General features: G+C 65.3%; 16 protein-coding genes, 1 pseudogene and 1 riboswitch. Of the genes and pseudogenes, 10 read left to right on the top strand and 7 right to left on the bottom strand.

Annotated elements, in window-relative coordinates; translation table 11 throughout:
• Positions 1–927: a cation diffusion facilitator family transporter gene (locus MHY23_RS07900; RefSeq protein ID WP_370645833.1), complete on the bottom strand. Its 927-nt coding sequence runs from the start codon at positions 925–927 to the stop codon at positions 1–3.
• Positions 928–1028: 101 nt separating this feature from the next.
• On the opposite strand from MHY23_RS07900, the gene MHY23_RS07895 reads away from it, so the two are divergent.
• Positions 1029–1196, top strand: a complete 168-nt coding sequence (locus MHY23_RS07895) for a glycerol dehydrogenase (RefSeq protein WP_239307107.1) — start codon at positions 1029–1031, stop codon at positions 1194–1196.
• 148 nt (positions 1197–1344) lie between these two features.
• Here the strand turns inward: MHY23_RS07895 and MHY23_RS07890 are convergent, their stop codons facing one another.
• A complete protein-coding gene (locus tag MHY23_RS07890) occupies positions 1345–1749 on the bottom strand; it encodes a GNAT family N-acetyltransferase (protein ID WP_239307106.1) in 405 nt (134 codons plus the stop codon).
• Position 1750: 1 nt separating this feature from the next.
• Complete coding sequence (locus MHY23_RS07885; RefSeq protein WP_239307105.1) at positions 1751–3016, bottom strand: DUF418 domain-containing protein; 1266 nt, start codon at positions 3014–3016, stop codon at positions 1751–1753.
• A gap of 121 nt (positions 3017–3137) precedes the next feature.
• Here MHY23_RS07885 and MHY23_RS07880 point away from each other — a divergent pair, with 121 nt between their 5' ends.
• Positions 3138–3995, top strand: coding sequence for a hypothetical protein (locus tag MHY23_RS07880; protein ID WP_063937183.1), 858 nt, complete (start codon positions 3138–3140; stop codon positions 3993–3995).
• Between the two features lie 9 nt (positions 3996–4004).
• Here MHY23_RS07880 and MHY23_RS07875 read toward each other — a convergent pair whose 3' ends face one another.
• Both MHY23_RS07875 and thiC read right to left on the bottom strand, forming a co-directional pair.
• Positions 4005–4805 carry an inositol monophosphatase family protein gene (locus tag MHY23_RS07875; RefSeq protein WP_239307104.1) on the bottom strand — a complete coding sequence of 267 codons (801 nt, stop codon included), beginning with the start codon at positions 4803–4805 and terminating at the stop codon, positions 4005–4007.
• 7 nt (positions 4806–4812) lie between these two features.
• Complete coding sequence (gene thiC / locus MHY23_RS07870) at positions 4813–6612, bottom strand: phosphomethylpyrimidine synthase ThiC (protein ID WP_370645832.1); 1800 nt, start codon at positions 6610–6612, stop codon at positions 4813–4815.
• Positions 6606–6718, bottom strand: a riboswitch (TPP riboswitch). It overlaps the preceding gene by 7 nt.
• A gap of 57 nt (positions 6719–6775) precedes the next feature.
• Between thiC and prfB the strand changes: the two genes are divergently transcribed.
• Complete coding sequence (gene prfB / locus MHY23_RS07865; RefSeq protein ID WP_239307103.1) at positions 6776–7876, top strand: peptide chain release factor 2; 1101 nt, start codon at positions 6776–6778, stop codon at positions 7874–7876.
• A gap of 6 nt (positions 7877–7882) precedes the next feature.
• On the opposite strand, the pseudogene MHY23_RS07860 reads toward prfB, so the two are convergent.
• A pseudogene (locus tag MHY23_RS07860) lies at positions 7883–9186 on the bottom strand (MFS transporter).
• A gap of 390 nt (positions 9187–9576) precedes the next feature.
• Between MHY23_RS07860 and MHY23_RS07855 the strand changes: the two are divergent.
• The 4 genes from MHY23_RS07855 to MHY23_RS07840 all read left to right on the top strand — a co-directional run bounded on the left by MHY23_RS07855 (position 9577) and on the right by MHY23_RS07840 (position 14068).
• A complete protein-coding gene (locus MHY23_RS07855; protein WP_239307102.1) occupies positions 9577–11133 on the top strand; it encodes a pyruvate carboxylase subunit B in 1557 nt (518 codons plus the stop codon).
• 3 nt (positions 11134–11136) lie between these two features.
• Positions 11137–11673 (top strand): acetyl-CoA carboxylase biotin carboxyl carrier protein, encoded by a 537-nt coding sequence (gene accB, locus MHY23_RS07850; protein ID WP_239307101.1) that lies wholly within the window; start codon positions 11137–11139, stop codon positions 11671–11673.
• Between the two features lie 7 nt (positions 11674–11680).
• Positions 11681–13066, top strand: a complete 1386-nt coding sequence (gene accC / locus MHY23_RS07845) for an acetyl-CoA carboxylase biotin carboxylase subunit (protein ID WP_239307100.1) — start codon at positions 11681–11683, stop codon at positions 13064–13066.
• A gap of 75 nt (positions 13067–13141) precedes the next feature.
• Positions 13142–14068 carry a DMT family transporter gene (locus MHY23_RS07840; RefSeq protein ID WP_239307099.1) on the top strand — a complete coding sequence of 309 codons (927 nt, stop codon included), beginning with the start codon at positions 13142–13144 and terminating at the stop codon, positions 14066–14068.
• Here MHY23_RS07840 and MHY23_RS07835 read toward each other — a convergent pair.
• Positions 14065–15198 (bottom strand): PDR/VanB family oxidoreductase, encoded by a 1134-nt coding sequence (locus MHY23_RS07835; protein ID WP_239307098.1) that lies wholly within the window; start codon positions 15196–15198, stop codon positions 14065–14067. The genes MHY23_RS07840 and MHY23_RS07835 overlap by 4 nt on opposite strands.
• Before the next feature lie 248 nt (positions 15199–15446).
• Between MHY23_RS07835 and MHY23_RS07830 the strand changes: the two genes are divergently transcribed.
• From MHY23_RS07830 to MHY23_RS07820, 3 genes are read left to right on the top strand one after another with little or no spacing between them, the layout of a single operon-like run.
• Complete coding sequence (locus tag MHY23_RS07830) at positions 15447–16826, top strand: oxygenase MpaB family protein (RefSeq protein ID WP_239307097.1); 1380 nt, start codon at positions 15447–15449, stop codon at positions 16824–16826.
• A gap of 37 nt (positions 16827–16863) precedes the next feature.
• Positions 16864–18090 (top strand): oxygenase MpaB family protein, encoded by a 1227-nt coding sequence (locus tag MHY23_RS07825; protein ID WP_239307096.1) that lies wholly within the window; start codon positions 16864–16866, stop codon positions 18088–18090.
• Between the two features lie 47 nt (positions 18091–18137).
• On the top strand, positions 18138–19511 hold the full coding sequence (locus MHY23_RS07820; RefSeq protein ID WP_239307095.1) for an NAD-dependent succinate-semialdehyde dehydrogenase: 1374 nt from the start codon (positions 18138–18140) through the stop codon (positions 19509–19511).
• The last annotated feature ends 25 nt before the right edge of the window (positions 19512–19536 follow it).

Genomic DNA, 19536 nt, shown 5'->3' with positions numbered 1-19536 from the left:
CTAGACCGTCAGCGGCCCGGTGCGGGTGGGATGCCCCAGCGGCTCCACGTGGACGATCGTCTCCGCGCCGCCGAGGGCTTCGGCCACGCCGGCCTCGATTTCGTCGGCGTGGTCGTGGGCGCGGTCGACCGTCCAGCCGCCGGGGACCTGCACGACCAGGTTGACCATGCGCTCGCGGCCGGCGGCGGTGGTGCGCACTGAGGTGAACTTCACGCCGTTGGCGGCGGCGTACTCGTCCAGGTAGGCGTGGACGATCTGGTTTTCTTCCTTGGGCAGGGACTCCGCCAGCAGGCCCAGGATTGCGCCCTTGAGCAGCTTGTAGCCGGTGAACATGATGTTCGCGCCCACGATTAGTGCCACGATCGGGTCCAGGGGCTGCCAGCCGGTCAGCCATACCAGCGCCATGCCGACGATCACGCCGACGGTGGTCCAGACGTCGGTGAGCAAATGGTGCCCGTCGGCATCCAGGGTGGTGGAGCGGTACTTCTTGCCCGCACGGATGAGCGCCACACCGACCGCGCCGTTGATCACGGTGGCCACGACGGAAAAGGCCAGACCGATGCCGAGCTGCTCCACCGGCACCGGGTGGATCAACCGGTCCACGGCGGTGAAAATAATGGCCACCGACGCCAGCAGGATCAGCGAACCCTCCACCTGGGCGGAGAAGTACTCGGCGCGGGCGTGGCCGAAGTGGTGGTTCGCGTCCGCGGGCTTGGCCGACAGCTTCAGCGCCCACAGGCCCACCGCGGCGGCGATGAGGTTGATGCCGGATTCGATGGCGTCTGAAAGAAAGCCCACAGAGCCCGTCACCCAGGCGGCAGTGGCCTTCAACACAATGGTCAGCACCGCTGCGGCGATGGAGAGCCACATGAATCGCTCGAGGAGTTTTTGCTCGTTGTCTGCCACGGTATTCGCCACGGTTTTCATCCCTCTCACACCCGCGTTGCAGAGGCTGAGCCTAGCAAATCGGTACCGTGGTGCGGACACACCATCAAACTCTCGATAACGCTTAAGGGAAGGTCTTCACTATGGGACGTTGGGTCGCCGCAATCGCCGGCGCCGTCGTTGGCGCGCTGTTTTTCGGTTGGCTACTGCAGATGCTGGGGGTGACCGGGATCCTCTACACCATCGGAGTGCTGGTGGGGTCCGCCGTCACGTCCTCGCTCGCCGGCACGCTGATCAAGCCCGGGCGTTAACGCTGCCAAGAATCTAGTTAGGACCTAGTTAGGACCAAGCATGGCGCGTACACGCCGTTTGCAATCGCAGCGGCGAGAGCGACACGCTTGTCGACGACCGCAGGTCCGACCAGTAGCAGGTTAACCTGCAACGATGCGGCTTGAGCCCCTAGCGGGCCAGCCGCATTTTTCTGTGCGGGACGCCGGTGTCGAGGAACTCGTCGCCCTCGGCGACAAGCCCGAACTGCTCGTAGTAGCCCACCAGGCCGGACTGGGCCTCCACGATGAGGTCGCCGTCGAAGCGCTCGGTGTATTCGATGCTGGTGCGCACGATCTCCGGGCCGAGACCGGACCCGCGGAAATCGGGGTGGACCACAAACCGGCCGAACCGGGAGCCGTCCTCGGTGGGGTAGACGCGGGCGCAGCCGGCCAGCGTCTCGCCCTCGAAGGCGAGGATGTGGCGGGTCTCAGGGGCTGCGTCTTGGTCGTCGATCTCGTTGAAGGGGCAGTTTTGTTCGGCCACGAAGACGTCCACACGCAGCTTGTACAGCTGGTGGACCTCAAGCGGTGTCATCTCATGCAGTGATTTGAGGCTGATCATATTTCGGCTCAATCCTTCCCGTCTTGCCGTAGGAGAGGCGGCGGTGCGCCCACTCGAACGGGCCCTGCTTGCCCGCCCGGTCCAGCAGCACCGCCAGCAGCAGGCTAATCAACCACACCACAAAACCGATGATGAGCTTGCCGGTGACCGAGGCGTCCAGGCCGATGCCCAAAAACGCCGGGGTGCAAATCGCGATGAAGAGGAACGACTGCGCGAGATACCCCGACATGGAGCGCTTGCCCAGCGCCACGAACGCGCGCGCCCAACCCGGGACCTGGTTGTTCAGCTCGTCTGTGGCCAGCGCGAGCAGCGCCAGGATGCCCGGGCCGGTGAGGTAGCCGAGCGCCTGGTTGAGCATGAACAGCGGCAGCTCCCACTCGTCCGGCAGCACGCCCGCGGTGGCTAAGCCCCAGGGCAGGCCGACGCAGAGGATGACCAGCCCGGTGATGATGCTCCAGGTGATGAGGGTGCGGCGGTGCGCGTGGACGTCGGTAAGCACCTGCTCCCTCGCCCACACGTAGCCGATGATGGCAAGCGATAACAGCTGCAGCACCGCAAACGGCTGCGCGACCAGCTGCCCGAGTGCCATGTCCAGGTTGAACGAGAAGTACGCCCCGAAGGTGTCGAAGGTGGCGGTGGGTTCAGACTGGTTGAAGCCGCCGGAGGCGTCAAAGTAGAACGACGCGATACCGCCGGCGACGCCGAGGGCCGTGAACAGGCCGAGGATTGTGTAGGCGATGATGCGCAGCGTCTTCGAACTCAGCGTGAGCATCGCCGCGAGGAAGATGCCCACCAGCCCGTAGGTGAGCATGATGTCGCCGTAGAACAGCAGGAACATGTGCGCCACGCCGAACAGCGCGAGCGCGCCGTAGCGGCGGTACAGCACGCGCCGGGCCTGCTTGGCGGGGTAGTGCTTGCGGTACAGGCTGGCCGCGACCAGGCCGAAGCCGAAGCCCAGCAGCGTGGAGAACATCGGCAGGCCGCGCACGTGGATGAACATGGCCGCGAAGACGGCGCCGATCTGGTCGATCAGGCTATCCGGGCGCACGCCGCCGACGGACCAGCCCACCCGGGACTGGTCCTCCGACCAGTCGTTGATCACCCACCCCTGGGCGGCGTTGGCCATCGCGATGCCCAACAGGGCGGTACCGCGCGCGAGGTCCGGGACGATCAGGCGGGGGCGTTGCTGCGTGGGTTGGTGCGTGGGTTGGTGCTGTTCGGCGTTGGCGGCTTCGTGCATGCGCTCAAGGTACCGCCTCAGGCCCGCATGAGCCACGTTTGCGGTTACTGGCCCACGGAGGAAAAAGATGTGGTTGAATATCTCTGTTGATGCCCATGTTGCCAATGTGATTGGGGTTGCTATGCGCCGTTCGTCCGCCGCCCGCCTGCTTACCGCCGCGTTTCTGATTGCTACCTCGGCGGCTATCGGTAGCCCCGCGGCGCACGCCCAACAGGCAGAGGCGCCGGTGGGCGACCTGCTCAACTACGTGTGGCGCACCGACCCGGTTTCCAAAGCCCTGGCCGGAAAGCCCATGGCGGACAAGGTCCTGCACCGCGTTCCCGGCTCCTTCTTCGACGCACCGCGCACCCCGGCCGAGTCCGATGAAGCGATGCGACGCGGCCGCGCGCTCTACGGCCCGAGCACCCCGCTGTATGTCGGCTCCGAGCCCGGCAAGGAAGTCATGTGCACCACCACGGCGGCCGGCTACAACGACCGCGGCGAGAAAATCGCCGTCACCGCCGGCCACTGCGGCAATGTCGGCGACGCCGTACGCTCCGCGGATTCCTGGCAGCTCGGCCGCACCGGCACGATCACACACGTCAACCGCGAGCTGGACTACGCGGTGATCACGCTCGCCGACAACACCGAGGTCACCCGCTCCTACAACGGCGTGACCGTCAACCACTTGGGCGGCGCACCGGTGAAGCCGGGCGGCGTGGTGTGCAAGACCGGCGTGGCCTCCGGCACAACCTGCGGCCACACGTACACCGATTGGGAGCAGCGCAACACCAACCAGGTCTGCGCCATGCAGGGCGACTCTGGCGCGCCGCTGATGGTGGGCGACCGCGTGATCGGCATGATCAACGGCGGCATCTGGGGCCCGCCGTTCAACGTGGCCTGCCGCACCCCGCTGCAGGGTCCGCTGCACGCGCCGACGGGTGCGCTGCGCATGGACGCCGTGCTCGGCGACATCCCGGGCGGGTTCCGCTTGCCCTAGCCCGGGCAGCTAGCCGCGCAGGCGCTCGGCGATCTCGTCCACGATCCGCGGGTTGCCGGCAACGCACCAGGTCACACCACCGGCGTCGACTTTTGTGCACCGGCCGCCGACGGCCTCGACCAGCGCCTTGCCCGGCAGCCAGTCCCAATCCGGCACGGTATGCTGCAGCCACGCGCCCATTTGCCCGGACGCGAGATTCGACAGGTCAATAGAACCGGCGCCCATCATGCGCATCGTCGCCGCGCCGGAAATCACGCGCAGCCACGCCTCACGCACATCGTCGTTGGCCATGAAGGTGGGGTGCAGGTAGGTCACCACGGCGCTTTCGCCTAGCGACGACTCCGCCAGCCCCCCAAGCTCCACCCCGTCACGCGTGGCCACGCCGTCCGCCGCGATCCACGTGGTGTCCGTGGCGGGGCGGTGCACGGCGCCGATGGCGGGGGTGTGGGCGGAGTTGTCGTCTACAAGCGCCAGCGCCGAGCAGAAGTAGTCCGAGCCCTGGGAGAAGTTGTAGGTGCCGTCCACCGGGTCGATCACCCATGTGCGGCCGGTGGCGGACGGGCGGGAAGCACCCTCCTCGCCGATCACGCCGTCGTCGCCGCGCAGTGCCTGAAGCGCCTCGGACACGAAGCGCTCCGCGGTGCGGTCGGCTTCCGTGACCACGTCGGAGACAGAGGTTTTCACCTCCGCGTCCAGGCCCTCGCCGCGCATGCGCAGCGCCAGCTGGCCGGCGTGGCGCACGAGCGCGGCTGCGAGCTCGGCGTCGGAATCGTTGCGGTGGTCGGAAATAAACTGCTGCGTATCGGTCACGCGGCCATTATGGCGCAGTCGGGGACTCCTCGCCCTCCTTGAGGTACACGTTCGAGCCCAAGTCGCGGAATTCGCGCGCCATCTCCTGCTCGCCCTCGCGCGCGTCAGAAGAGGCGGCTGAGGAGTCGGCGTCGAAGTCGAACGACGGCATGCCAAGGTCCGCGATCTGGTCGCCGAACTCGTCGCGGATGTCCTGCGAAATGCGCATGGAGCAGAACTTCGGGCCGCACATGGAGCAGAAGTGCGCCGTCTTCGCGGGCTCCGCCGGCAGCGTCTCGTCGTGGTAGGACTGCGCCGTCTCCGGGTCCAGGGACAGGGCGAACTGGTCGTGCCAGCGGAACTCGAAGCGGGCCTTGCTCATCGCGTCGTCCCAGTCGCGCGCGCCCGGGTGGCCCTTGGCCACGTCGGCTGCGTGGGCGGCGACCTTGTAGGTGATCACGCCGGTTTTCACGTCGTCCTTGTTCGGCAGGCCCAGGTGCTCCTTCGGGGTGACGTAGCACAGCATCGCCGTGCCACCGGCCGCGATGTTGGCCGCGCCGATGGCAGAGGTGATGTGGTCGTAGCCCGGCGCGATGTCGGTGACCAGGGGGCCGAGCGTGTAAAACGGCGCGCCGCCGCACCACTGCTCTTCCTTTTCGTTGTTGACCTGGATCATGTTCAGCGGCACGTGGCCGGGGCCTTCGATCATGACCTGCACGTCGTAGTCCCAGGCGCGCTTGCACAGCTCGCCGATGGTTTTCAGTTCGGCGAACTGGGCGGCGTCGTTGGCGTCTGCCACGGAGCCGGGGCGGAGCCCGTCGCCAAGCGAGAATGCGACGTCGTACTGGGAGAAGATCTCGCACAGCTCGTCGAAGTTTTCGTACAGGAAGGATTCCTTGTGGTGCGCCAGGCACCAACCGGCCATGATCGAGCCGCCGCGGGAGACGATGCCGGTGACGCGCTTGGAGGTCAGCGGCACGTACGGCAGGCGCACGCCGGCGTGGACGGTCATGTAGTCGACGCCCTGCTCGCACTGTTCGATGACGGTGTCGCGGAAGATTTCCCACGTCAGGTCCTCAGCGATACCGTTCACTTTCTCCAGCGCCTGGTAGATCGGCACGGTGCCGATGGGGACGGGGGAGTTGCGCAGGATCCACTCGCGGGTGGCGTGGATGTCGTCGCCGGTGGACAGGTCCATCACGGTGTCCGCGCCCCAGCGGGTGGCCCAGCGCAGCTTGTCCACCTCCTCGCGGATGGAGGAGGTCACCGCGGAGTTGCCGATGTTGGCGTTGATCTTGGTCAAAAACGCGTTGCCGATGATCATCGGCTCGCTTTCCGGGTGGTTGATGTTGTTCGGGATGATCGCGCGCCCCGCGGCGACCTCTTCGCGCACCTTCTCCACGTCGCAGTGCTCGCGAAGTGCGACGAACTCCATCTCGCGGGTGATCTCCCCGCGGCGCGCGTAGGCCATCTGGGTCACGCGCTGGCCGTCCTTGGCCCGCAGCGGTGTGCGGGACTCGCCGCGCCACTCCTCGCTGGCGGCGCCGCGTTTGACGGCCGCGCGGCCGTCGTCAAGCAAATTACGCTCGCGGCCTGCGTACTCCTGAACATCGCCGCGGGCGGTGATCCACTCGCCGCGCAGGCTGGGCAGACCCACCTCAGGCTCCGCGTGCGGGCCGCGGGTGCGGTAGATCTTGAACGGCTCGTTCGGGCCGGTGGGGGAATCATCCAGCTGGATCGCGGTTTCCGGAACCTCCAGCCCGTTTTTCACAATCGGGGCGTAGGAGTGCTTCGGGTGGATTTCATGGGCATAGATGTCGTGAACCACGACCTTCTCCTTCCTTCGCTGGTGCTAACCAGACAGGTTCGAACGGTGCTCGCGCCGGCATCAGCGCGATCTCAGCCCGGTGCCCCGGGCGCCCGTGTTGGGTCGCAAGCCACTGTATCCCGTCTTGGTGGCCGCGTCAGGCGGTTCGCTAGACTTTGCCCCTATGCAGCCGGAAACTCAGACGCGGATCAAGGACTTAAGCTCCACACTTTCCACCATTGAGAAGGTGATGGACCTGGACGTCCTGCGCGAGCGCGCCCGCGAGCTGGAGGCGCAAGCCGGCGACCCGTCGCTTTGGGACGATCCAGCGCACGCGCAAAAGGTCACCACCGAGCTGTCCAATGTGCAGGGGCGCTTAAAGAAGGTCGCCTCGCTTCGCTCGCGTATCGACGACCTGCCGGTGATGTACGAACTCGCCGAGGAAGAAGGCGACGCCTCCATGGCCGACGAGGAGCTGGAGGACGTGGCCGCGCAGATTGACTCGCTGGAAGTGCAGACAATGCTCTCCGGCGAGTACGACCAGCGTGAAGCCGTGGTGCACATCCGCTCCGGCGCCGGCGGCGTGGACGCGGCGGACTGGGCCGAGATGCTCATGCGTATGTACACCCGCTGGGCCGAAAAGGCAGGCCACAAGGTGGACATCTACGACATCTCCTACGCGGAAGAAGCCGGCATCAAATCCGCCACCTTCGTGGTGCACGGTGAGTACCTCTACGGCCAACTCTCGGTGGAGCAGGGCGCGCACCGGCTCGTGCGCATCTCGCCCTTTGATAACCAGGCGCGCCGCCAGACCTCGTTCGCCGAGGTGGAGGTGCTGCCGGTGGTGGAGCAGACCGACCACATCGACATCCCCGACTCCGACATTCGCGTGGACGTCTATCGCTCCTCCGGCCCCGGCGGGCAATCGGTGAACACCACCGACTCGGCGGTGCGCATCACCCACATCCCAACCGGCATTGTGGTGACCTGCCAGAACGAGAAGTCCCAGATCCAGAACAAGGCCTCGGCGCTCAACGTGCTCCAGTCGAAACTGCTGGAGAAGAAGCGCCAGGAAGAAAAGGCCGAGATGGATGCCCTCGGCGCCGGCGGCAACGCCAGCTGGGGCAACCAGATGCGCTCCTATGTGCTGCACCCGTACCAGATGGTCAAGGACCTGCGCACAGACTTTGAAGTCGGCGACCCGCAGAAGGTCCTCGACGGCGACATCGACGGGTTCTTGGAGGCCGGCATCCGCTGGCGCATGGCGCAGCAGCAGGAGGCTTAACCGCCCTTAGGCGTCGCGGAGGTCGATGCCCTTCGTCTCCGGCAGAATCTTCATGCTGATCAGGGTGAGCACGCACAGCACCACCACGTAGATGCCGGAGACGTGCGCCAAGTCGTGGGACGTGAACCACTGGAAGATGTACGGCGCGGTGCCGCCGAAGACGGCCACGGACAACGAGTAGGCGAAGCCGATGCTGCTGGTGCGCTGGGAGGTGGGGAAGACCTCCGCCATCACCGGGGCCAAAAGTGCGCCGCCGGCGGCGACGGCGACCACGGCGAGAGTTGCCGCGACAAGCAAGGTCCACGGGCGGGAGTCGATCATGCCCATCAGCGGGATCTGCAACAGGCCCACTGCGATGGCGAAGGTGTACATTACCGGCTTGCGGCCGATGCGGTCGGACAGCGCACCCCACAGCGGCAGGGCGATCAGGCCGCAGGTCTGCGCGAACACGGACACCCAGTACGCGCCCTGGGTGGACATGCCTTCGTGGGTGATCGCGTAGGTGGAGACGTAGGACGTCCAGGTGTAGTGCGCGGCCGTCACACCGGAGACCATGCCGATGACCAGCAGGATGTTCATCCAGTTGGAGCGCACCGGGGTCTGGGGGCGGGTGGCCGAGAGGCCGTCGTAGGACTCGGCGCCGCCCTCCTGGATCTCGTTGAAGTGCTCGGACTCCTGCATGTGGCGGCGCAGGTACAGGGCCACGAACGCTGCAGCGGCGCCCAGCCAGAACGGGATGCGCCAGCCCCACGCGCCGATCTGCTCGTCGCTAAGCACAAGCGAAATGATGCCGCCGAGGGTGTAGGCGATCACCGAGCCGCCGAAGATGGACATGTAGACCATCGAACCCCACTTGCCGCGGCGGTCGCGCGGGGCGATCTCCGGATGTAGCTGTTGGCGGTGGCGGATTCGCCGCCGTGGGCGAAGCCCTGGATCACGCGCACCAGCAGCAGGATGACAGAGGCCCAGATGCCGATCTGCTCGTAGGTGGGCATGACCCCGATGACCACGGCGGACAGCGCCATGATGATGATCGTCATCATCAGCACGTTCTTCCGGCCCACGCGGTCTGCGATGCGGCCGAAGATGATGCCGCCGAGCGGGCGGACTAGGAAGCCGACAGCAAAGACGCCGAAGGTGGCCAACAGTGCCGAGGTGGGGTCGGATTTGTCGAAGAAGGCAGCCGCGATGAACGGAGCGAACACGGCGTAGGAGCTCCACTCGAACCATTCGAGTAGCTGGCCGATGAGGCTGGCGCCGAGGGACTTTCTGTCTGCCGGGCGCTCGGCCTCGATATGGGTCGTGCCCATTGAGAAGCGGTGTGTGGTACTCACGGGTCCTCCTTCGGAGACTGGTGTTTGACCGAAAATGCATTGCCCAGATCACGTTGTTGGGTGCGGAATGACCCGAAACACGTTTGTTGGAGTGGGGTCGGTCCGGGGCTGAGGGGAGAAGTTGCAGCTCACGGGCACTCTTTCGCGATGGCATCCTCTGGCGGTTGTTCGTTATGCGAACGCGCGTGCTCCATGCGCACCCCAGAACGGGGGGAGTGGTTTGCCACGCATATCCGCCCGCAAGGTGCGGTTTCACAACTTTGGGACGAAATGAGTCGCGCTTCACACTTTTCCGGGCGTACATTGAGCGCAACGGTGGCGAGCCACTCGGCAATAGCCACGGTCTGGCGTTTCTAAGGAGGAACAATGGCACTTAGCCCAGAAGAGCTGAGCACAGAGAGCCTCGCTGAAATCTTCGCCGCGGGTGGTCGACCGGCGGACAGCGAGCGAGAAATCAAGATCATCGACACCACGCTGCGCGACGCGCACCAGTCCATTTGGGCGACCCGCATGCGCACCGAGCACATCATGGACTTGCTCGACGACGTCACCAACGCCGGCTTCGAGCATGTGGACCTGGTTGCCCCGATCCAGTTCGACGTGCCGGTGCGCTACCTCAGGGAGGACCCCTGGGAGCGCGTGCGCAAGGTGCACGAGGCCGCGCCGAACACCAAGTTCCGCTCCATGGTCCGCTCCCGCAACCTCGCGTCCTTCGACTTTTTGCCTGACGACGTCATCCACGCGTGGGTTGAGCGCCTCTACGCCAACGGCTTCCGCGTCATCGGCGCCTTCGACGGCCTCAACGACATCGACAACATCGCCGACACCCTCATCCTGGCCAAGGAGCTCGGCGCCGAGACCTACGGCTGCCTGTCCTACTGCTTGAGCCCGGTGCACACCGACGAGCTCTACATCGACAAGGCCCAGGAGCTGGTGGAGCGCACCGACGTCGACCGCATCATGCTGAAAGACGCCGGCGGCCTGCTCACCCCGGACCGCATGAAGACGCTGATCCCGGCGATCCGCAGCGCCATCGGCAACGACCTGCCGCTGGAGGTCCACACCCACTCGCTGACCGGCCTGTCCCCGCTGACCTACATCTACGCGGCCGAACTCGGCGTGGACTCCATCCACACCTCGATCGCCCCGCTGGCTAACGGCCAGGGCCAGCCCGCCACCCAGGCGCTCGCCCGCGACCTGCGCGCGCTGGGCTACACCGTCAACATCGACGACGAGCGTGTGGACAACGCCAGCCAGAAGCTGCAGGAGATCGCGGACCGCGAGGACAAGCCGGTGGGCAAGCCCCGCGCGTTCGACGGCGTGCACTACATGCACCAGCTGCCGGGCGGCATGCTCACAAACTTCGAATCCCAGCTGGCAACCGCCGGCCTGTCGGACCGCTTTGAGGATCTGCTCTACGAAACGGCCCGCGTGCGCGAGGAGCTGGCGTACCCGATCATGATCACCCCGTTCGCCCAGTTCGTGGGCACCCAGGCCGTGATGAACGTGATCTCCGGCGAGCGCTACTCCGTGGTGCCGAACGAGATTAAGAAGTACGCGCTCGGCCACTACGGCGAGCCGCTCGCGCCGATCGACCCGGACGCGCTGGAGAAGATCAAGGCCAACGGCTCCTCCGAAATCAAGGAGGGCCGCCCGGAGCTCGAACCGCGCCTGCCGGGCCTGAAGGAGCAGTACCCGGACGACGACATCGACACGCTGCTGCTGCGCGCCAACATCCCCGGCAACAACGTGGACGAGATGCGCCGCTTCGTCGCCGAAGGCCGCGCGGGCCAGGGCGAAGGCGTGCCGGGCGGCGAGCTGACCAAGCTCGTGCAGAAGATCTACGAGACCACCACTTCCGGCGAATTCCACCTCAAGACCGACGACCTCGAAATCAACCTGACCAAAAAAGGAGAGCAGTAAACCATGTCTGACACCACCAACTTCAACGAGCTGAAGTCCCTGCTTGAGTGGGTTAACCAGTCCGGCGACATCGAAGAGCTGAGCATCAAGTACGGCGACATCGAGCTCGCCCTGTCCAAGACCCCGGGCGGTCTGAGCCACCTCAAGGCAGCCCCGGCACCGGCCGCACCGGAAGCGCCGAAGGCTGAAGCACCGGCACCGGAACCGGCTCCTGCTCCGGCCGAGGCCCCGGCGCCTGCGGAGGCTCCGAAGGAAGATGCCCCGAAGCCGGAAGCTGCTGCTCCGGCAAGCTCCGGCACCGGCATCGAGGTCAAGTCCCCGATGGTGGGCACCTTCTACGCCGCACCGAAGCCGGGCGCGGACCCGTTTGTGAAGGTCGGCGACACCGTCGAGGTCGGCCAGGTGCTGTGCATCGTCGAGGTGATGAAGCTGATGAACAACATCGAAGCGAAGACCGCCGGCACCGTCACCGAGATCCTCGTGGACAACGAGGATGCCGTTGAGCACGGCCAGCCGCTGATGGTCATCGAGCCGAAGTAGGTACCCCATGGCTGAATCTGAAAAGCTGCTGGACAGCGTCCTCATTGCCAACCGCGGCGAGATCGCGCTGCGCGTCATCCGCGCCTGCAAGGAGCTCGGCATCAAGAGCATCCTCGCGTACTCGGAGGGCGACCGCGACTCCCTGCCAGTCAAGGAAGCGGACCAGGCCGTGTGCATCGGCCCGGCCAACGCCGCGAAGAGCTACAACAGCCCCGAGCTGATCGTCTCCGCCGCAATGGCGTTCAAGGCCGACGCCATCCACCCCGGCTACGGCTTCCTCTCCGAGAAGGCCGACTTTGTCAAGATGGTCGAGGACGAAAACATCGGCTTCGTCGGCCCGTCGTCGGAGCACATCCGCCGCATGGGCGACAAGATCGAGGCGAAGAAGATCGCGCAGGCCGCCGGCGTGCCCACGGTGCCCGGCTCCGATGGTGTGGTGACTGAGTTCGGGGAAGCTTTAGACGTCGCAAAGCAAACTGGCTTCCCACTTCTGATTAAGGCCGCCGCTGGCGGCGGTGGCCGAGGCATGCGAGTCGTGGAGTCCGAGGACACGCTGGAAAAGGACCTCAACGAGATCATGAACGAGGCGCAGTCCGCGTTCAACGACTCGTCCGTCTACATCGAGCGCTTCCTCACCGACATCCGCCACATTGAGATCCAGGTGCTCGCGGACGGCGAGAACGCCATCGCCCTCGGCGAACGCGACTGCACCTCGCAGCGCCGCAACCAGAAGCTCATTGAGGAAGCGCCCTCGCCCGCAATTGACGACGAACTGCGCGCCGGCCTCCAAGAAGCCGCCATCAACCTCTGTAAAGAGGTGGGCTACAAAAACGCCGGCACTGTCGAGTTCGTCTTCGACAACATCGAGCGCAAGTACTACTTCATCGAGATGAACACGCGCATCCAGGTGGAGCACCCGGTGACCGAGATGATCACCGGTGTGGACCTGATCCAGGAGCAGCTGCGCATCGCCTCCGGGCAGAAGCTGCGCCTGACCCAGGACGACGTTCAGATCCGTGGCCACGCCATCGAGTGCCGTATCAACGCCGAGGACCCGAACGAGAACTTCGCCCCGCGCCCCGGCAAGATCGAGCACTACCGCACCCCGGGCGGCTTCGGTGTGCGCATGGACACCCACATCGAGGCCGGCTACACCATCCCGCCGTTCTACGACTCCATGGTGGGCAAGCTCATCTGCTGGGCGGACACCCGCGACGAGGCCATCGAGCGCACCCTGCGCGCGCTCGACGAGCTCAAGGTCGACGGCGTGGTCACCACCGCGCCGTTCCAGGCCCAGCTGATCAACAGCGACAAGTTCCGCTCCGGCGAGTTCAACACCGGCTACGTGGCCAAGATGCTGGAGAACATGGACACGATCCCGACGGACGAATAGCCGTCGCAACGTGTAAGGCAGGCAGCCGGGCGCATCTCGCCCCGGCTGCCTGTTCAGCTTGAGGGAGGAAGACACATGCTGCTGCTTTTAGCCATGCTGGTGGGCGCGATCGTGCCCGTCCAGACCGCGATTAACACCCGGCTGCGGCAAAGCGTCGGCTCGCCGATCGGCGCGACGTTTGTGTCCTTCATCATTGCGGTGGTGGTCGCCTCCGTTATTTCTTGGGGTGCGAGTGGGGCACTGGTGCCAGACTTATCGACGGCCGCCTCGCAACCGTGGTGGGCATGGCTCGGCGGGTTCATGGGCGTGATGTTCATCGCCGGCAACATCGTCCTGTTCCCCAAACTCGGCCCCGTGCAGACCGTGATCCTGCCGATTCTGGGCCAGGTGATCATGGGGCTGTTAATCGACCGGTTCGGGCTGTTTCAGTCCGCGCAGGTGCCAGTGGGGCCGCTGCGTCTTCTGGGCGCGCTGATCGTGGTCGGCGGCATCGCCATGGTGCTGGAGATCGGGCGCACGCGAACCATCATCCACGGCACCGCCGAAGGTGCCACGCTGTGGTCGTTGCGCGCCTTCGGCGTGGTCATGGGCATGGGCTCGGCGACCCAAACCGCCGTCAACGGCCACCTCGGCCGCGTGCTGGGCAGCTCGCTGCAGGCCGGCCAAATCTCCCTGGTGGTCGGCCTTGCGCTTCTGGCCGCCATGTCCGTGCTGCTGCCCGGCCCGCGCCGGGCACTGGCCACAGGTATCGCGCCGGGGCCGTGGTGGATGTGGCTCGGCGGCATGCTCGGCGCGTTCTTCGTGTTCGGCGGCGCGGCGCTATCGCCGATCCTTGGCACCGGCACCACCGTGATAGCGGCGCTGGTGGGCAACATCATCTGTGGCCAGGTGCTTGAATCCCTCGGCGTGGGCACCGGCGGGCACCGCAGCGCGCCCACGCCCTACCGCCTCACCGGGCTTGCCATTGTGCTGGCGGGTGTGGTGATGGTGCGCATGCTTTAGCCGCGCAAGTTCTTCCACCGCTCCAGGGTAAGGGTGGGCGACAGCGAGCGGGAGACGCACGTGGCAAAGGCGCCGTTTTCGTGCTGCTCCTCCGTGAAGATGCTGTCGCGGTGATCCGGGGTGCCGTCCACGACGCGCATGATGCAGGTGCCGCATGTGCCCTCCGAACACTGCGACAAAATCGGCACGTCCTCGTCTTCGAAGACATCCAGGACGCTCTCGCCCTCCGGCACCGCGTAGGTCTCGCCGTTGAGCACGACCTCGAAGGGGCCGTCCGCGTCGTGGTTGCCGGCGAGGGTTTCCTCCGAGGCGCGGAAGGCCTCGAAGTGGATGTTGGCCTTGGGCAGGTGCTCGGTTGCGACCTCGATGACCCCGTCCATGAAGCCCTGCGGCCCGCAGACGTACAGGTGGGTGTCCTCCGGCGCGGTAGTAGAGGCGGCGAGAGCTTCCTCGATGTAGCCGGACTGCTTGTCGCGCTCCCCGGTGGCGAAGATGCTTTTGGTCTGGCCGTGGAGGTAGGTGTCAATGAGGTGGCGCATCAACGCCCGCTCCTGGCTGGACGCGAAATACAGCACGGAGTAGTCCGCCTGCTGGATCTGCAGCTCTCGGGCGAGCGAGAAAATCGGGGCGATGCCCACGCCTGCGCCCACCAGGATCGAGCGTTTCGCGCCGGGAGCCAGGGCGAAGTTATTGCGGGGCGGCAGGATGCGCACCGTGTCGCCCGGTTCGATGTTGTGGGCGGCGATGGAGCCGCCGCGCGAATCCGTCTCCAGCTTCACCTCGATGCCGTAGATGGCGCGCTGGTCAGCTTCTTCGGTGCCGAGGCGGTGCATGGGGAACAGGGAGAACTGGCGTACAAGCTCCTCGCCCTCGGGGGAGTGCAGCAGAAAGTCTGCGTGGCAGCCTGGCTCGTAGCCGGGGATGGGGGAGCCGTCGCGGGTTTGCAGCGTGATCAAGGCGATGCCGTGGGCGCGCTCGACGTCGACGGCGGTGAGCGCAATGACGTCGCCGCTCACGCCGGGTTGCTCCGAGTGTTCTGCCTGGCGCGTTTGTCGGTCGGTGAACGCTTCCTCGCGGTCGAGCGTGTTCGGGTCCTTTTCCCTGTTCCTGCCGCCAAAAAACGTGGTCAAGCTGCCAAAAGTCTTGCCGTTTCTCACTCAAACCTCCGTTGTAAAAATTCGCCGCAAAACTGGTTGCCGGCTTTTTGTGTAATCGATAGTATAAGGCCACGCAAAAGTGACTGACGCCACAAAAATGTTCGCATATCGCACAAACAACAGTTTTGACTGGTCGACAGGGTTGTCGGCGCTTGTTTGCGACAAGGCCCAATATCAGGCGCCCTAAGCCAGGGCCTCTACGTCAAAGGGAAGTGACACGAATGACTGCCAGCACCGATGCCCGCGAGGAGCATCAATACCAACATCCGGTGCATCCGGAAATCCTTCCGATGTCGGACAATCCCTTCGAGGATTTCCGGTACTTCTACCGTGACGGCATGCCGCTTCGCCCAGCGCCGAAGCGCCGCACGCGCCGTCCGGGTTGGTCGACGCTGCGCCACAATTTGTTTGACCGCTGGCACACCGTCGCCGACGAGTGGGAGGGCTACACCAGCTTCCAAACAAAGCTTTTGGACGATCACATGTGGCAGACCGACGAAACGGGAGCCAAACTCGCCGAGGCGTTCAAGCGCGACGGCGCAGAGAAGTCCCGCGCTGATTTTGAAACGGCGCTGAACGAGGGCATCGACAAGGTCGCTGATCCGTCGCCGGAGCTGGTGGAGTTTTTCGCCGAGGTGGACAACATCCCGGAATGGATCGACCTCGAAGCCGCCGAGCGCGGCCGCATCGCCTACTACAACGTCACGCCGTCCGCTGAGCTGCTTTCCATCGGTTTCGCCTACTGGGCCACCACGATGGAGGACCGCACCTCCGCGGCTACCGGCGAGACCGCCATGTTCGAGATCGAGTCCTTCACCCGCATCATCGAGACGGTGAAGTTCTTCGTGGACTTGGGCAAGAAAGGCGTGTTCGACCGCTACAGCGACGGCCTGAAGGCCGCCGTGCGTGTGCGTCTCCTGCACGCCCAGGCCAACCGCGGCCTGGAAAAGCTGTGGGGGCCGGAGCACTACAACGAGTTTGGCCGCCCCATCGGCTCGTCCTTCCTCGTTTCCGGCGAGGGCTGGTTCGCGCTCATGCCGATCGGCGTGGACGAGTTCTTCGGCCGCCCGCACACCGGCGAGGAGTGGGACGACGTGGCCATGTACTGGGCGTGGGTGCTCTACCTCATGGGCGCGGAGGAGCGCCTGATTCCGAAAACCGGCGACGAGATGCGCAAGATGACTGACTTCATCTACGCCAACGGCGGCTACTCCTCGGACTACCACGTGCGTGTGGCGACCGCCCTGATGGGCATCCTCGAGGACCTGGACCCGAAGATGCCGGCGCAGGTGCTCGGGGCGCTGTCGCTGATCATCGGCGACGAAGACACGAAGTTCATGGTCAAGGGGTCCCGCTTCGAGGGCACGCCGTATCTGCACTGGAAGATCGCCTTCCTGCTCAAGGCGAAGGCGGAGGCCGCCATTTACCGCGTGCGCGACAAGCTCCCCGGCGCGCAGGCCGCGAAAGCGAAGAAGGCCGCGGACGGCAAGCCGCCGTGGTCCGACGTGTTCAAGCAGATCGAGGACTACGTCGCCGAGAAGGCCCCGCACGTCAAGGCCGAGTACAAGCTGCACGACACATCCAAAGAAGGCCTGCGCTAGGCACGCGCGGACCGTCCCCAACACAAGGAGCACAACCATGACTCAGACATTCGTTGACAACCCGCTCGCGCAGGACCACTACAACCGGACTGATTGGCCGGTGGCACGTGGGAGCCGCGAAGCATTCGTCGAGAAGTTTGGCGAAGAGCGGGCGAAGCGATTCGAGCAGGCGTTTTGGGCGATGGACCCGATCGCCGACGCGCTGTACACCAGCGGCAACAAGGCCAAGGACATCATGCCGAACCTGCGCGCGGCACTTGCGCGCGGCGAGGCGGACGCCGATACGCTGCCCGAGGTCAAGGCGCTTATCGACGACATGAACGCCGCCCTCGACGGCGTGGACTGGGAGCGGCTTGAGCGCGGCCAGAAGGCTGCGCTGGCGATCCCGGTGCTGGCGCAGAACCTCTCGCTCGGCCCGGGCGCGCTGATCCACACCTACTCGGCGTCGTCTATCGCCGACATCCTGGTCAACACCGGCGAGCTCACCGAGGGTGCCGTGCACCGCCTGGCGTACACCACCAACTGGATCTACTCGGTGTACCTGAAGGACGGGCTCAAGCCGGGCAATGTCAGCTACATCCACACCGGCATGGTGCGCGCGATGCACGCGCACGTGCGCCGCGTGCAGACGCAGCTCGGCCTGGACTACTCCGAGTGGGGCGCGCCGATTTCCGAGCTGGACATGTTCCGCACCTGGTTCGACTTCACCTACATCGCGTTCACCTACCTCCGGAACCTCGGCTACCGCCTTTCCCTGGAGGAGGAGCAGGACCTGTTCTACCTGTGGCGGGTCGTGGGCCTGATGCTGGGCATCCCGGGCGACCTCCTCGAGCCGGAGACGGACATCGACGCTTCCCAGGAGACGATCGACGCGATCCACTTCGTCGACGGCGAGCCCAACGACGCATCTCGCGCGCTGGTGGAGGCGCTGTTCAACGGCTTCCGCACCAACGTCAAGGAGCTCCTGCCGTTCCCGGACGAGTCCATCGACGATTGGATGTATACCGCCACCCGCCTCATGCACGGCGACGAGGTGGCAGACATCTACGACGTGCCGCACGCAGTGTCGCGACCGTTCACCGAGCTGGATCTCCCCCTCGTGCAGCAGCGCTTCGACCTGCTGCGCGCCAACCCGGAGGTGCTGGCGCAGGTTGTGGAGGAAAACCACAAGACGCTTCTCGACGCACTGACGCAGGAAACCTCCTACATGGGCCAGGACCAAGGCATCAAAATGAGCGACGGCGCTTACAGGCCTGGCGCATAGTGATAGAGTTCACAAACCGAAACAACTAACATCCCGAAAGGAACACCATGTCCAACCAGTACCGCGTGCAGAACCCCGTGACCAACGAGGTTGTGGAGACCTTCGAATTCGCCACCAACCAGGAGATTCAGGACATCCTCAGCCGCTCCGAGGAAGCGTTCAAGACCTGGCGCAACACCTCCTACGAGGAGCGGGCGGAGATCGTCGGCAAGGCAGCGCAGTTGCTCAAGGAGCGCGCAAACGAGCTCGCGCAGATCGCCGCCGAGGAGATGGGCAAGCCCATCCCGGAGGGCGAGTGGGAGATGAACTTCTCCGGCGACATCCTGCAGTTCTATGCCGACAACGCCGCCGAGCACTCCGCCGACAAAAAGGTCGACGTCCCGGGCGGCAAGGCTGTCGTGCGCCGCCTGCCGCTGGGCACGCTGCTCGGCATCATGCCGTGGAACTACCCGATCTACCAGATCGCGCGTTTCGCCGGCCCGAACCTGATGAACGGCAACTGCATCATCCTCAAGCACGCCGAGATCACCCCGAAGTCCGCGGCCGCCTTCGAGCAGGTGCTGAAGGACGCCGGCCTGCCGGACGGTGTGTACATCAACGTCTACGCCACCCACGAGCAGATCGAGACCATCATCGCGGACCCGCGCGTCCAGGGCGTCTCGCTCACCGGCTCCGAGCGCGCCGGCGCCAAGGTCGCCGAGACCGCGGGCAAGAACCTGAAGAAGGTCGTGCTCGAGCTCGGCGGCACCGACCCGTACGTCATCCTCGACGCCGCCGACGTCAAGGCCGCCGCCCAGGAGGCGTGGGACAAGCGCGTCCACAACGCCGGCCAGGCCTGCACCTCCAACAAGCGCATTATCGTCATGGAGGACATCTACGACCAGTTCGTGGACGAGATGGTGGCAATCGCCGAGGGCTACCAGAAGGGCGACCCGTCCAACCCGGGCGAAAACGAGTACTTCCCGATGTCCTCGCGCCGCGCGGCCGAGATCCTGGACGACCAGGTCAAGCGCGCCGTCGCCCAGGGCGCAAACCTGCGCACTGGCGGTGAGATGGATGAGACCTCTGCCTACTACTCGCCGGCGGTGCTGACCGATCTGCCGGTCGGCTCCGACGTCTACTACGAGGAGTTCTTCGGCCCGGTCGCGGAGATCTACAAGGTATCGTCCGAGGAAGAGGCCGTGGAGCTGGCCAACAACTCCTACCAGGGCCTCGGTGGCGCGGTCTTCTCCGACGACACCGAGCGCGCCATCAAGGTTGCGGACCAGATCGACACCGGCATGATCCACGTCAACCTTGGCCAGTACTTCTCCGCAGTCCTGCCGTTTGGCGGTGTGAAGCGCTCCGGCTTCGGCCGTGAGCTGTCCGTGTTCGCGCTCGATGAGTTCGTGAACAAGCAGTACCTCTACGTCAACGACTAAGACGCTGCCTTAACGGCGCCGGGCA

This window comes from Corynebacterium sp. ACRQP (genome assembly GCF_022345915.1).
In the GTDB taxonomy this organism is placed as follows: Bacteria; Actinomycetota; Actinomycetes; order Mycobacteriales; family Mycobacteriaceae; genus Corynebacterium; species Corynebacterium lehmanniae.
Note: the sequence above shows the minus strand (reverse complement) of the source record. Positions and strands in the feature narration are given on the sequence as shown.